The organism is Yoonia sp. SDW83-1 (assembly GCF_046762885.1).
Lineage (GTDB): Bacteria > Pseudomonadota > Alphaproteobacteria > Rhodobacterales > Rhodobacteraceae > Yoonia.
The window spans coordinates 1-14964 of sequence record NZ_JBKQXO010000035.1; the positions used below are offsets into that span (position 1 = coordinate 1).

Here is a 14964-nt window from a genome sequence, read left to right on the forward strand (position 1 = left end):
TTCTCATCGTCCACTCCTCCGTGGCTACGATGAACAACAAACACTCTCTTAGCAAATAACCCTATTTGGACCCATAGGCGCTGACGTCAGACACACCCTGAGATCGCGGGTTACCTGCCCAAACACCGACGGCGTATCTTTGACTTCGAGCCGCGCAGCATGGTCCTGTTAGAAGCGCTTGCGCTGGCGGACAGCGTCATCAAAGGACCGCCGATGCGGTTGGCCGCTGCGATGGGGTAATAATTTTTGAAACGGAAACCGCCCCTTTTGGGGCGGTCTTTCATTGCTCTCAAATTCGGCCTTGGGCTGACGGGATCATCACGCAAACAAGACGTCGCTCTGATCGATATCCCCGGCCGCGTTTTGCAATGTTATGCTGTTATCGACACCATAGCTCACGACTGCGGATCCACCCGAGCCGGCGCTGATGCTGAGATCGGCAAAGGTTAGGTTGGTGCTGCTGAAGTCCAGCATATCTATCCCGTTTTCAAAATCTGTTATTGTGTCAGCACCATCATCACCAACAAACACAAACACATCGGCGCCGGTACCACCGGTCAGAAGATCATCGCCCCGGCCACCGATTAATGTATCATCACCCAGCCCGCCATCAAGCGTATCATTCCCAGCAAGACCGAAGACTGTGTCATTGCCGTTTCGACCCTCAAGGCGATTGCCGAAGGTTGATCCAATCACGGTGTTATCCGCGCTCGAGCCAATGACATTCTCGACGTTGACAATGCTCTCTATTCCGCCTGTGGTTGCAAACCAATCTATAACACCTCGACTGAGATCAACCAGGTTGGGATATGTGGAGTATGTAAAGTCGACGGTGTCCGTGCCTGCGCCGCCGTCAAACGAGTCGGCTTTTCCATCGCCACTCAACAAATCATCGCCGTCATCACCGAAGAGCGCATCTTGGCCAGTACCACCGAACAGTTCGTCATCGCCATCTCCGCCAAATAGCCTGTCGTCGCCGTCTCCACCTTCCAAACGATCATTCCCAGCACCACCATAGAGATAATCGTTACCGGCAAGACCACGCAGCGTATCAGCGCCCTCAGAGCCTTGGATATTGTCTCTCTCCGCCGAACCAATCAGCAGATCGTCTTTGAAACTTCCATTGGTTGATGTCGCGGCAAGGATATCGTCCAGTGTCCAGATCGTCCCATCGGCAAACTCAACGCTTTCGATGCCCTTACCATCGACGGGTGATGCGAACTGATCCTTGATCTTTATGACATCGTAACTCTGCACAATGTCAGCAAAGTTCCCAAGATCAAGCAGATGCGCGGCGTCTGCAGCTTTGCCGAGCATGCCGCTGGTAAAAATGCTGGACGCATAAATGTCCCCAGTGTCGGGGCCCGACACGGTCAGGTTGAGGTACTGGGTTGAAACATACTCATGGTAAGCGATTTCAATTGTGTGGGTGCCTGGCTCGAGATCAATGGACCCTGTTCTTTCACCCAAACCATGACTGCTTCTTGTTATTTGTTGACCATCGATTGTGAGAATAGAGCCATCATCTGATCGCAGTTTAAAGGTGTAGGTGCCACCGGTTGTTACCTCGATCACGCTTGCAAAGCGCATCCCGTAATGGTCACCCACACCATTGCGAAATGCAATCACAGTGACATTGGTGTCTGAGGTCACGCCAGCACTCGATGCTCCGCCCAATGGTATCGTGTCCACATTCCCATGAAAATTCCGATAAAACTCGTAGAGGAACATCCCATCCGTGCTCGTGTCGTTTTCGAGGCCGGTATCAATGATAACTTGAAGGTCATTGCTTCCCGACCGTCGCTCAAACCGAACATCGTCAGGATTGAGGTCGGTCAGCCAAAGGGTGTCGGTATCGACAGGACCGGTGTCGGTGTCGTTGATAGTATCGCTACCATCGCCGCGCGACCAGATATACGTATCGTTGCCGTCGCCACCTTGCAGCGTGTCATCGCCATCGCCACCGATGAGATGATCGTCGCCGTCAAGACCCTTGATCGTATCGTCACCGTCCAGACCATAGAGATTGTCGTCATAACGCGTGCCGTCCAGAGTAACACCGCCCGCAACATCTTCGGCGATTGTGTTTTGACGAATGTCATTTAGATCCCAGGTTTCGCCATCAGCGAAAACGATCTCTTCGATTCCACGCCCCACATAGGTTGCATCGAAGCTGTCATCAATTGTGATGACCTCTCCGGTACTCAGAATGGTGATCAACAGGTCATTGGTGTTTTCGATGCGGACCAAAGACACATCATCGGATGTGATATCCGACAAGATCAGTCGATCTGTCTCATTCGTATTGGCATGCGTATCCCAAATCGTGTCGTTGCCGTCACCTGCGGACCAAATATAGGTATCGTTCCCGGTATCGCCCTGAAGGTGATCGTTCCCAACGCCGCCAATCAACGTGTCATCGCCGCCGTTTCCGTCAATGGAATCATTACCACCAAGGCCAAAAATCGTATCTTCAAGCCCCCAACCGTTCAGCGTGTTTATACCGTCCGTTCCCGTCGTGTTCGTTTCGGCAAGCGCACCACCAAGTATTTCGGTGATGACCCCATCGCTGAACTCAATGAACTCGACACCATCGCCATCGCCGTTTGTACCGACATTAAAACGATCAACGACTGTGATTGTTTCGCTGCCAATGGTCACAAGCAGATCGTTGCCCGACTTCGAGAGCTCTGCAGCATCCGACGCCACATCTTCGAGCCGCAGCGTGTCCGTCTCCGCGTCGGTTGCGCTGGTGTCGCGTATGATATCATCGCCGTCGCCGACTTCCCAAACATAGGTATCATTGCCACCATCACCCCAAAGCGTGTCGTTGCCGGACCCGCCATAGAGCCAGTCATCGCCAGCACCCGCATCGATGGTGTCGTTACCCGCTAGGCCGTAAAGGTTGTCACGAACAGCCGATCCTCTCAAATCGGGTGTGGTGTCGTTCCAACTTGTTCCAGTATCACTATCGTTGGTGCCTTCAAGGCGTGTGCGACTTAAGATATCTTCACGGTTCCAAACAACGCCGTCCGCAAAGGTAATTATTTCGATCCCTTCACCATTTCCAGTGAATTGGTCATAAATTGCGATAGTTTCTGTGCCGTTTATAGTGATGTAAAGATCATTTCTGCGTTCACCATCTGAGTGATTTTCGCGCCACAGAGAGACATCAGCGCTGTTTACGTCAGTGAACTGCAGCCGGTCTTGTTGCGTAAGGTCGGCGATCGCCTTTTCATTGATCTTGTCATCACCATCACCCACCGACCACAAATAAGTATCGCCGCCATCACCACCTATTAATGTGTCGTTTCCAGCGCCACCAACAAGCAAATCATCGCCCGCTCCCGTATCCAGAGTATCGTTGCCGCCATGTCCGTAAATGTTATCGTCCGATGCAAGGCCCGTGATCGCATTGCTGTTGTGATCACCGTCTAGCGTTGTGCGATCGATGATATCTTGGCGTGTCCAGACAACATCATCGGCAAACACGATCTTTTCGATACCCTCGCCTGCGGCATCAAATTGATCCCAAACATAGAAAGTTGTGGCGTCTCCATCCGGGTTGGCTATGACAATGTTCAAGTCATTACGGACTTCATTGGAACCCAAGGATCGCGTCAGCGTCACATCTGAAGAATTGACATCAGTCAATTCAAGCACATCGACATCAGTTCGTCTGTCCGCAGCACCATTCGATATCTCGTTGATTCTGTCAGCGCCATCGCCACGCGACCAAACATAGGTATCGTTGCCAGCACCGCCCACCAGCCAATCGACACCCAGACCGCCGACAAGCGTGTCATCGCCGCCATTCCCTGTCAGAGTGTCGTTTCCGCCCAGACCCAAAATGTTGTCGCGGGAAGCAAATCCAGTGATGGTTTGGCCAGAGTCTGTTCCCGAGAACTTTACGCTCTCCAAAATATCAGCCCGGGTCCACGACACACCATCGGCAAACTGAATAATTTCAATACCTTCCCCGCCCGAGCCGACAAACTGATTGTGCACCGTGATGTAACTCGAGCCAGTCGCCCCAATAACGTTCACCCTCAGATTGTCGCTAATATTGCCGTTGGAATTCTCGCGGCTTAACGACACATCGGTTGAATTTACATTTTTCAGAAGAAGCATGTCAGTATCAGTCGGACTGACAACCCAGTCATACAAATCGTCATTGCCATCACCTTGAGACCAGACGTAGGTATCGTTGCCGAGTGTACCATTGAGATGATCAACACCGGTCCCACCTTCGATACGATCGCTTCCATCAGTACCGGCATAAAGCGTATCGTTACCACCAAGACCAATCAGTTCATCTTGTCCGCTATTGCCGTGGATCGTCTGACCCGCATCAGTGCCCGTCAAGATATTGATTGCTGGCACATCATGCGCCATATGCCCGTTACCTGTTTCCAGATGATCAGCACTGAGCGCCAGAGATGCCACAAACTGCGCGGTTGAAATGTGACCTGCTGACAGAAAATCGTTCCATGTCTGTATCTCAAGAGCCGTCGGCTCTCGCCCCAATCCGTTGAGATAAGCCTGTCCTACAAGGGTCTCACCGCTCAAGCCATTCAAGCTGGAAGAAGAAACTCCCTGTATGTCGCCCTCCCGACCCAAAAGGATCGCTGCAATGTCATCTGCAAGCTTGTCACCCGTCAGAAGCAGTTCGGATAGATAATCCAGTTCCTGCTCCGTCGCATCCCGGTCGTAGGCGACATCGACGAGGTTTGCGACGACGCTGCGGACATAAGCCTCGTCGAGGCTGCGTTCGAACACAGCCGGGTTCATGATGACGTCGAAGTTGTTGGTCATCAGATGGGTATTGCCCACAACCAGATGCTCAACGGAATCGGCCAATTCAAGCAGGATCTCGGCCCGGGTGTCGTGAGCGCCGCTCAAAGAGAACAAACGCTGGGCAAGTTCCATCATGCTCGGCGCCCGCCCGAATGCATTCATATAGGCCTGCGTAATGAATTCCGCATCAGATAGGGCACCATACCGGACACTGTATTCACCCGAGGCCATCAAGTGATCGATGAGACCAACTTTGTCGAGCTGTCCATCAACAACGTGCGCGATCAAGGCTTCGCGTTCACCTGTATCAAGCCCGCGATCCAGCACGCTGTCATAAATCCGCTCCGCCTCGTCAAAAAGACGCTGCTTGGCGGCTGTATCAAATCTTGCCTCATACGTCTGCGTGCCTTTGACAAGCGTCCATGTCTCGATCCCCAACGCATCAACTGCGTGATTGGTGGTGACATTGTTGGCCCCTGCGACACCATTGTCCCACCCATAGCTTCCGTTATCCAAAGGGGAGCGTGTGATCGTCTGGAGGTTGCCCTGACGCATAATAGTTGTGGTCAGCCCATCTGCCGAGGTCGTTGTGATAAACGTGTTGTTGCGAATTCCGGCCTCGTTGAACGACGATTCAGTTTCAATCCGCGATCCATCCGCCGCGAGGATTGTCTCTGAAGTCTTGTCAGCGATGCCATTCCCGTCGTAATCCACTTCGCGCGTTGTCGTCCTGCCATCCGCACTGACTTCTTCATGAGAGAAGAAGCGCAAATCGCCATCCGCGTAGCGGGTTTCGACAACGGTCGTACGGCTACCGTCGGGATTGATCGTTGTGACGTTGCTTGTGTTACCGTCAATCACGCCGTCGCCATCAACGTCGAATGTGCTTTGCGATGACAGCCCGTTGGCCGCATAGGTCGTGACCTCTTGATAAGTCACGGTCACACCGTAACCTTCTGTAAAGGTCACGATCTCGGCGCCATCCAGTGCGTGCGACACTTCCGTATCACGCGTCAGGTCAGTCGTCCCATCGCCGTCGACATCAAAAGCGTATGCTGTCAGCAGGCCACTGGCGGCATCGGTCATCGTCACACTGGACGAGACCACTCCGTTTATCTCAACGTCTTCGTAAGTCGTCGTCAGGTTCCGGCTAAGATCGACGACGGATGTTGTGCGCTGATCAACCGCACCATCACCATCGATATCAAGCGTCATCGTCCGGTGGCGCTCGTCCGCGCTGACCGTCTCGGTCAGTTCTTGTTGCAGCGTGTATCCGCCACCATAGGTTTTGATCGAGACCGACTGACCACCGTTCGGTCCCAACACGGTTGAACTGACCCGATCCACGCTGCCATCCCCAGAATAATCCGCGATCACGTCAGTGGACAGTCCATTGCCGCTGGTGGTTGTGGTAATCTGGGCCAACGAATTGAAAGCAGCATCAAGGGTGCTTTGTGACCGGACGACATCACCGTTATCCTGATAAACCGTTTCGATTTCGGTCACAAAATCCCAGACACCGTCCCCATCAAGGTCGAGCGAGGACTTGGCGCTCATGCCATCGTCGCTGACAAGATGCTGTTCACGGCCTTGCAGAACGTGGTGTTGGCCACGATACTCTACCGCGCGGTGCTTTGTGCCATCAATACTGGTTGATGTGCTCTCAACAGTCCGCAGATCAATCTCGCCATCGCCGTTGCGATCCAACAGCTGCGTCATCGCGCGGCCATCCCCGCTGGTGACGACCTCATAAGAACTTTCAACCACCCCACCACTCGACAAATATTCGGTTTTGGTCGTATGCGTCCCGTTGTCTGCTAAGGTGTTTAGTGATCGGACATCATCAATGCCGTCACCGTCCAGATCGCTGCTAGAAGTTGTTATGCGCCGATCTGCGCTGATCGTGGTTATCGATGTACTCAACGTCGAACCATCCGCCGATATCCGCAGCGTGGATTGGCTCCGTGTCCCATCTTCTGCCAGATCTGTTGTTGTTACCAGCGTATCATCTGAAATGCCGTCGCCGTCCAAATCCGTGGTTCGTACGATGTGCTCACCATCGTCGCTGGTGACTGTCTCCACACTCCGAAATGTTCGGTTGTTAGCCGATTTTTCTTCCTCAAGTTCACGAACGCTGCCGTCATCAAGCAAGGTCTTGGTCCACCAGTTTATCGTTTCGAAGCCGGAACTCGCGAGATCGAAATTCGAAGCGTGGCGTGACTGCATACCATTTGCAAAATCTTGATTGTATTGTTGAGAAATCAACTTATTGGACGCGTCGTAATGGCTGACATACGTTTTGTATGATCCATTCGAACTGAAATAGCGCGTTTGCCCAAAATCTCTTACTCCATCACCATTAATATCGCGACTAATCGATGAACGTTGTCCATCCTCATATGTTCGCAATGTCTCGGAAGATCGTAAGGTCCCATCGCCCTCGCTGAGCTTGGTAACGATGTATTCATTACCATTCTTTCGGTTTGTTGTGGTGCGCGTCGAGATCAGATCAAAGTCACCATCCCCGTCAGCATCGGTTTCCTCGGTCACGACCCAACCGTCATCGCTGGTTGTCGTCCGCGACTGACTCAACAAATCGCCGTTCGCAGCGCGTTGTTCGATCAGTGTGGTTCGACTGCCGTCAGCGTTTAATGTGGTGGTCGACAGGCTGGATCGCTCGAACGTGCCATCACCATCCGCGTCTGCGAGAGTCGTAATGATGAGACCGTCATCGCTGACTGTTGTCTCGGTCTGGCTGCGCAGCGTGTCGTCCGCGTTGCGTGTCACCGTCGCTGTGGTACGACCCCCATCGGCGTGCAGCGTCGTCGTGCTTGTCACCTCAGCCTCGATCACGCCATCCCCGTCAGCATCGGTGCTAGAGATGCTGACAAGCCCATTGGCACTTGTGCTGCTCTGGGACACTCCAGCGACGTCACCATTCGCGTGATATCTTGTTTGAGTTGTACTAACGGCCCCATCTACGGCACGCACCTTCTCGACCACAGTATCGACGTGGCCATCACCATCCGTATCGGTGCTTGTCGTCGTCACATGGCGGTCAGCGCTTTGGTTTGTCATGCTTTCCGAAAGCAATGTGAGCTCATCACCCGCATAAGTTGCGTTCGTGCGCGTCGTACTTCCATCCGCATGGGCGAGCTGGGTACTGATTGTCTTCCCATCAAGTGCGCCGTCGCCATCACTGTCCACTGTGGTCGTTGTCGTAAGGCCATCCGCGCTGGTCACGGCAACCGTTTCACTGCGCAAGGACCCGTCTTGGTTCGTTGTCGTTACCGTCCGGGTTGCGTCGCCATTTCCGTCCACAGTTGTGACATCCGCAATCTGCGTATCCGTATCACCATCGCCATCAGCATCAATGGTCGTATTGCGGACCAGGCCATCAGCACTTGTGATGCTTGTCGTTTGGCTGTTCACCGAGCCATTCTCATTCCGGTCCCAAGTAATCGCCGTCCGATCACCGCTCACCGGATCGACGGTCACGACATGAACCAAATCAGTGGCGTCGAAAACGCCATCCTTGTCCAAATCGACCCAGGTCTCGGTGCTGACCTTATCGCCCCCCAGGATCACCTTTTCCTGAGACCAAAGTGAGCCATCGCCATTCAACTGTCGGGTCAGGGTCTCATAACTACCGTCGGCATGGATAACAGTGACCTCTTCGGTCGTGACATCAATGTTGCCATCACCATTCAAATCAAGGGCGGATGATTTGGTCAGCGCATCTTCAGACTGTACATGAGTGGCGGTGCTGCGAACGGATCCATCGCGGTTCTCGACGACAAGAGAAGACGTGCTGCCCGAAGCATCAACGTTGATTTGCAGACGTTCGATAGTGTCAACGTAACCATCCGCGTCTAAATCGTTGCGAGTCATTTTCGTGCGGCCATCTCCACTCACAGATTCCGTCACATTGGATCGGAGTGTACCGTCCTGATTATAATGACGAACCGTTTCGAGCCTACCGCCATTTTCAAACACGACAATCTCGTGCGTGACCGTGACATCCGCCAGCCCGTCCCCGTCACTGTCGATGGCCTCGGTCCGGGTCAGCCCGTCGGCGGAAACAGCCTCATCCACACTGCGGATCACACTACCATCCTGACCGATATCAGTGGTCACGATAGTCATGCTGCCATCAGCCGCCGTCACCCGCAGCTCGGTCTGATCAAACCAGCCACCGCCGGTAGAGTCGCGTTCAATACTGACCGTATTGCCATCGGCACTTGTGGTCGTCACGGTCCGGTTCAGCAAAATCGCCGTGGCCGCGACCGCGCCAAGACTGTTGGTCACCGTCTTCACACTCGACCCGTCCGGCTGCGCCTCCGTCGTGATGGTCTGCAACCGGTCCACGACCCCATCGCCATCATCGTCATAGCTGTTGGTAATCTGCGCGCCATCGGCGCTCGCGACAGACGTGTTCACAAAGGCGATGCTGCCGTCAGTGGCATAACCCGTGGTCACCTCGGTGCGCGTGCCCGCGCTGTCAATACTTGCCACCTGCTCCAACCGATAGCCTTGGGTCTCGGCGGTCAGGGTCACGTCGGCGGCCGTTCCCGTTGTACCATCAGAACGGGTAAAACTGGTCTGGCCGGCAATGACAGAGCCATCAGGCAGCTCGATATTGGTCGCGTCGGCAGTCAGATCAATCGAGGTGATGTTCTGTTGGCCCAACTGGTCGAGTTCGTCCAAAGCATACGCAGTGGTCGAGCCATCGGCATTGGTCACCAGCAGCTTGAACTTCGCAAATTCCGCATCAGAGGCATCCAGCACCCCATCGCCATTGCTGTCGAAATAGGACCTTAGCGCCTCCATATCCGACGTCGCCGTCGGGTCCCATTCGGTAAAGACATACTGGCGCTTCTCGACAATCGCCCCGAGATTATCGGGATCATAAAACAGAACCGCATCACCCGCACCGGCCCAGGCCGTACGATGCAACAGACCATCACCGCCCGTATCCATGAAGATGGTCGAGTTGGAAAGCTCAGTGATCTGGATCCCGTCACCGTCGAGATCGAAGAGGATGGGGTACAGACTTCCATCTCCTGGCTTGTTCTTTTCAGCCAACGACTCTTTTTTCTTGTCCCGCTTATCGCTATGCGGGCTGTCGCCACTATCCCTACGCTTTCGCCCGCCGGTACCGCCACCGCTACCAGCGATGAGATCGTCAACCGTGTTTGTACCCATCCAATAGTCGTAGTTTCTGGCAGCCTGCAGTTCTTCTGCTGGAGTGCGACTCAACGCGCCATTGAAGGCAGGCTCAGTGCGGTAGGATCGCGTCCCCGACACGTCGACAAAAAACGCATCACTGAAGTCACCATCACCATTTGGATCAACAATGCTGAGGCCCGTTCCACGAATTCCACCCTTGTCAGGTCTCGTGCCTTCACCCCCCGTCAAGCGGCTGCCGATGTCCGCAAGAACGCTGAGCGTGCCGTTGAGAGCTGTCCCAGCCCAGTGCAGCGGCTTGGTAATTGTGTCTGTAAAGGCGTCAAACGCTCTGTTGTCTGGTGCATTGAAAAACTCATCGAGGCCATTGTTGATGAAGCTACCAAACTCTCCAAGCCAGCCCGAGTCATTGTGAACACGCACGCCACCAGCAATATAAGTGTGGAGCCCCTCCACCTCAAAATTATAGGTTTTCCAGCCGGTCCGTACTTCTTCCTTGAAGGCAACGTTGCCAACAGTGCTAACGGACTTTACCGAAGCCTGCTCAAACATGTCCGCCGTTTCAGCAGAGTAGTGGAACCACTCGGCCTCAACCGCAATGACCTCACCAGACTGATCAATCACGCGCGCCTTTCCGCCGCCAAGACGAACAAGGTCACCGATCTTGGTAAATGAACCGGTTTCGTCCAGGAATGCGTGGCCAGGGGTCGTCACAAGATCATCGCGACCGTCAGGAAATTTTAGGCGGACTAGCTCCTGAGTGACATTCTCGTACAGACGGGTCACGCGCCTTTCTTCAAATTTTCCATTACATTCGCTATGTTCTGAATGAAATGCCGCAACAATATCGCCAATCTTAATTCCGGTGATATCTTTTAATTGACCATCGCTCAATTGGATCGATGTCCCGGCCACAAAACATCGCTGGAGTAAATCCTCGCTCTTGCGATGCCAGGCAATTGCAAAAGGACCAACAACATTTCCGTAATAATCAACGTAACCGAACTGATCGGTAAAGCCCCAACCCGGTGCTGAATTTGCGAACTGCTCAGCTGCAAGCGGGAACACAATCCCCTTACCTGATCGCAAAGCCTCTGCTACTGCAACGTCATAGAAAATGCGACCGAAAGCATTGCTGTTGAGGGTCGAACCGTCCTGACCTCCACCAAGCCCACTGAAAACCGGCGACGATAACGGACCATAAGGCGGAGGACCTCCCACGGCGCCTGAGAGGCCACCGGTAGCGGATATACCTCGGGCAATACCGTCCACAAAGCTCGGTGGCAGTTCATACGAGCTATCGGTCAAGTTGTTTTGTGCAGTGCTAGCAGCGACGTTGAAGATTCTAACTGCCTGATCTCGGGTCAGGCCGTCCACAGCTTTGTGATAGCGCTCAATCTCATCTGTTCTTGGTCCAAAGGTTACCCCTAGATCCGATTTTGGTTGAAGTTCGATTGAGCTGACAACTCTGCCACTAGGATCTTGCAACAAGCCCGATATGTGCGTCTTGCGTGTAAATCCAAATATTTCATTTTCGCCTATCGAAATTGACCAGCCATTCTGTTCCACAGTAAACCCTTCCTAAAGATTGATAATCCACTTTTCAGTAGCGTTTATTGAGTGCCGAACTTCACCATCGGCAATCAACCAAATATATTCGAAGCGATGAAAGACTATTCCGGCACCAAATAGCGGTCGATCAACTGCATGCGCGCTTAGCACTTCGCATATCCCAACATCACACGCTGAGCTCAGTTGATCTCGGTAAGTTCTCATTGATGGTGAAACTACCAAGGTTGGCGGGCTTGTGTCCCAAGTACCTGCTGGATAACGCATCAGTTCAAAATGACCTTGCTCAAGAAATCTCAATAGCTCGACTGATGACGCGCCTTTCGGAAACCTTGAATCGAGATGAGCTTTTTCATCTGCGCCTGCAGCCATCATATAAGTCAAGACGCCTAGAAAAAGTACTATTGTTGAAATATATAAAAGGTTACGGATTGTTTTCTTTGAATTCATATCAGCACTCCAATTGAGACGATGGCAAAGCTAAGATGCAATGGGAAGTGTGGTATTCCACATCAAAGCAATTGAGCCTGAGCAACAAGCTTAGCAACCAGTTGAGAGGTGTTCGCAACATCAAGGCGATAACGAGCGTGAGATAGGCGTTGCTCCACTGTGCGACGGTGGATATTGAGAATCTCAGCAACCTCAGAATTTGTTTTACCTTCTGAGATTAGTCTTGCGATAGACAGTGTCTGTGATGGAAGGCGATCATCCTCGCTAGCAATTGGCATACGCCGAACCGCTATATGAAAGACATCTAGCAATCGTTCTATCGTAGGTCCGTGACTAGACCATATTCGATCAACCTCTTCTTGATCAGTAGAGGCGTCCACGGACAAACCAAAGCCAGACACAAAATCGGCATCGACAGCGCTCGGCGAGTAGGTATAGCCGGCGATCAAACCCAATTCTCGCGTCATCAGATGAACCTGTCGCTCTATTTTGGTCATGGCGTCGTTCAAAAAACGATTGCGGTTTACTTGCCAGCTGATTGCGCCTTGATTCTCCAGCGCCCAGCGGGTCATCATATCCGTCACATATGCGCGGTTGTTGAAAAAAAACTCGTCGATCTCAGCGCCATATGTTGACAGCAATATGACACCAAAGTGATTGTGTAGGTTCTCGAATGTCACGTTCGCCTTAGCTGCAAAAAGTAACTTGGTGAAACCGAAAATACGCAAACAATCGGTTAGCTTCTCCCAACAATCGTCTATGTGCTTTGCCGCCGTCACATGCCCTATAAAGTTATTCAGTATTTGATCTTCTTTTTCCAACTTGTGCCTTTCTAAGTGCTCATACTCACCCAGCCGTTCGAAGTCACAACACTTCATTTCTTGTCTATGATCAAGTGTGCTGACACTTGTTCTTTCCACTCACATAGCGCAAAAGAAGATCTGTTTTGGTGGCTGTTGCCTGTAACACCATTGCCTCGGGCCATCGACACATTATTCATCGCCATCCAGACGCGCCTCCCCAACTTTCCTATTGACTCAGCGCACCCCTAGATTGCAGCGCTGCCGAATTAGTTGTGTAGGTAAATGGGATTTCGGTTATGCGTTCATATGCAATAGCACGCACGATTCACTCGCTGATAGAATTTGGATTTTGGTGTGGTGTCACCGTGGGGATCATTACGATTTTCATTGCCATGCGTTTTGCGGACACAAGCGCAACCTTACGCCAACCAACTGCCCCAAGTCAGCATTCCCGCGCAAAAAACATTTGACAGATCACAATCCATAGTTGCACCGTTGCGGTGTATTTATGAGTAGGAGTTGTCATGCGTTCATATCAAACCGCCCGTTCCCTATACAGCTTTCTTGGATTTCTGGCCTGGTGTATCATCGTGGTCGGTGCACTTGTTGCGTTCGACGGTGGCGCGGCCACCCAAGCAATTGGACGCAACGCCGGACCCATTCAGTTTCTTCTTGCCGCCATGCCGGGCTCCTAATTTGCCTCGCTGGCACATACGGTCTGGCCATGGTCCAGATGGGCCGCACCGGTGTCGATGGCGCTGAATACGCACAGCAGGCGCTGGCCGTTGCTCGTGAGCAACTCGACCTCTCAAAACAGGTTTTGGCCCAAGGCAAGCAGCAAATCACGTCTTCCCATGCAGCGGTGACCGACACCAAGCTTTCAACACCAGAGGCCGGTTTTGAAGCGGAGCCAACGGCTGGTTCATCCTATGCAAATCAACCGGAGCCCCCGGGACCGAGCGACTGACCCATCGGTATCCTCTATCCGTCCTTTGATCCCACCAGGAAAACCCCACCACCATGCGCGTCTCCATCAAACATGAAACCGTCAGGTGAGGCGCGATTTTCAAGAAGACATTCTATGAGGTGTGGATAACGGTTTTGCTGCCTCACGAAGAAATACAGATCGTCCGCCAACGCGGTTTGCTTGAGACCAAACTGATGGACAGACGGCCCGCCAACGCCAAGGTGGATGACCGCGACAGCAAGTTCGAACTGCTTGTCAAAGACATAGTCAACGGCAAGACGGACCGCTTCCTGTGTGCCACACCATCAGACGCAAAACGATACGAAGAGCGCGTGCTGGATACCTTGTCCCAACTGAAACTCTGGATCAGCGATAATGCGGAAACTAGTGAAGGCATTGTGGTGGAGTTCTGATGGACGGCAATCTCTCCGATCAAGTCTCTGGGTTCGTTATCAGCGCCATTATCATCGGCCTGTTGCTAATGGCGGCGCTGATGGTCGCCCCGTTCTTCTTGCTGGGTGCAGCCGGATAGTGACGTTCCCTAGACGCGCACGTTCCCGTGCCGATCGGCGTCCTCGATGACGTGTTTCAGGCGAATGCTGCCCGAGCCGTCTCTCTTCCTGAATGTTGGCATGGCACGCACTGCCTTTCGTCAGCTGTCAGTCGTCCCAGGGATTGTGGTCGGAGTGAACGACGTTCTGATCCAGGAGCTGATCATCGAGCGGAGATAGAGCGGTACGGACCAATACTGCAATGGATTGCTAATGTCAGCTTTGAAAGCATTGGGTTCGCAATCAGCCGTAGCTCCTTTAGCCGGAGGCTGATGGGAAGCTGGCCCGCACTTCGGCAACTGTGTGGCTGACGACATCCATCAAGGTCTCTCGTGTTGCACCCGCCTCGGCCATAATCACCATGCCATTGACGATTGCAGTCAGGTGTCGGGCCATCGAGACATCGGTTGAGCGGGATATGCCATCTGCTGACAACAGGCGGAGCATATTTGCTTCGAAGGCTAGGTTGGCGCGCTCAAGACTGCATCCATAGCTGGGCTGTATCCCTTAAGCTCCAGGGTGGCGCGGCATCGCAGGCAACCCTCCTGGCCTGCTGCCGGTTTTGTGGACGGCAACTTAAGCTTTCATTGCTCGCTCCTCGAATGTCATAGGGCTTAGATAGCCGATGGTCGAGTGGCGG

The 14964-nt window shown here is 52.9% G+C and carries 7 protein-coding genes; 3 read left to right on the forward strand and 4 right to left on the reverse strand.

From position 1 onward, the window contains the following. Positions 1–318: 318 nt before the first annotated feature. From ACFWW4_RS22280 to ACFWW4_RS22290, 3 genes are all read right to left on the reverse strand, one after another. The gene (locus ACFWW4_RS22280) at positions 319–11553 is read right to left on the reverse strand and encodes a calcium-binding protein (RefSeq protein WP_411892842.1); all 11235 of its coding nucleotides are present in this window, start codon (positions 11551–11553) and stop codon (positions 319–321) included. Positions 11554–11565: 12 nt separating this feature from the next. Further along, the gene (locus ACFWW4_RS22285) at positions 11566–12003 is read right to left on the reverse strand and encodes a hypothetical protein (protein WP_411892843.1); all 438 of its coding nucleotides are present in this window, start codon (positions 12001–12003) and stop codon (positions 11566–11568) included. Between the two features lie 62 nt (positions 12004–12065). After that, positions 12066–12824 (reverse strand): helix-turn-helix transcriptional regulator, encoded by a 759-nt coding sequence (locus ACFWW4_RS22290; protein WP_411892844.1) that lies wholly within the window; start codon positions 12822–12824, stop codon positions 12066–12068. Positions 12825–13330: 506 nt separating this feature from the next. On the opposite strand from ACFWW4_RS22290, the gene ACFWW4_RS22295 reads away from it, so the two are divergent. The 3 genes from ACFWW4_RS22295 (at position 13331) to ACFWW4_RS22305 (ending at position 14186) form a co-directional block, all read left to right on the forward strand. Continuing rightward, positions 13331–13501 carry a hypothetical protein gene (locus tag ACFWW4_RS22295; RefSeq protein WP_411892845.1) on the forward strand — a complete coding sequence of 57 codons (171 nt, stop codon included), beginning with the start codon at positions 13331–13333 and terminating at the stop codon, positions 13499–13501. Between the two features lie 29 nt (positions 13502–13530). Next, on the forward strand, positions 13531–13773 hold the full coding sequence (locus ACFWW4_RS22300; protein WP_411892846.1) for a hypothetical protein: 243 nt from the start codon (positions 13531–13533) through the stop codon (positions 13771–13773). Between the two features lie 194 nt (positions 13774–13967). Beyond that, positions 13968–14186, forward strand: a complete 219-nt coding sequence (locus ACFWW4_RS22305; protein ID WP_411892847.1) for a hypothetical protein — start codon at positions 13968–13970, stop codon at positions 14184–14186. 396 nt (positions 14187–14582) lie between these two features. On the opposite strand, the gene ACFWW4_RS22310 is transcribed toward ACFWW4_RS22305, so the two are convergent. Next, positions 14583–14771 carry a hypothetical protein gene (locus ACFWW4_RS22310; RefSeq protein WP_411892848.1) on the reverse strand — a complete coding sequence of 63 codons (189 nt, stop codon included), beginning with the start codon at positions 14769–14771 and terminating at the stop codon, positions 14583–14585. Between the last annotated feature and the right edge of the window lie 193 nt (positions 14772–14964).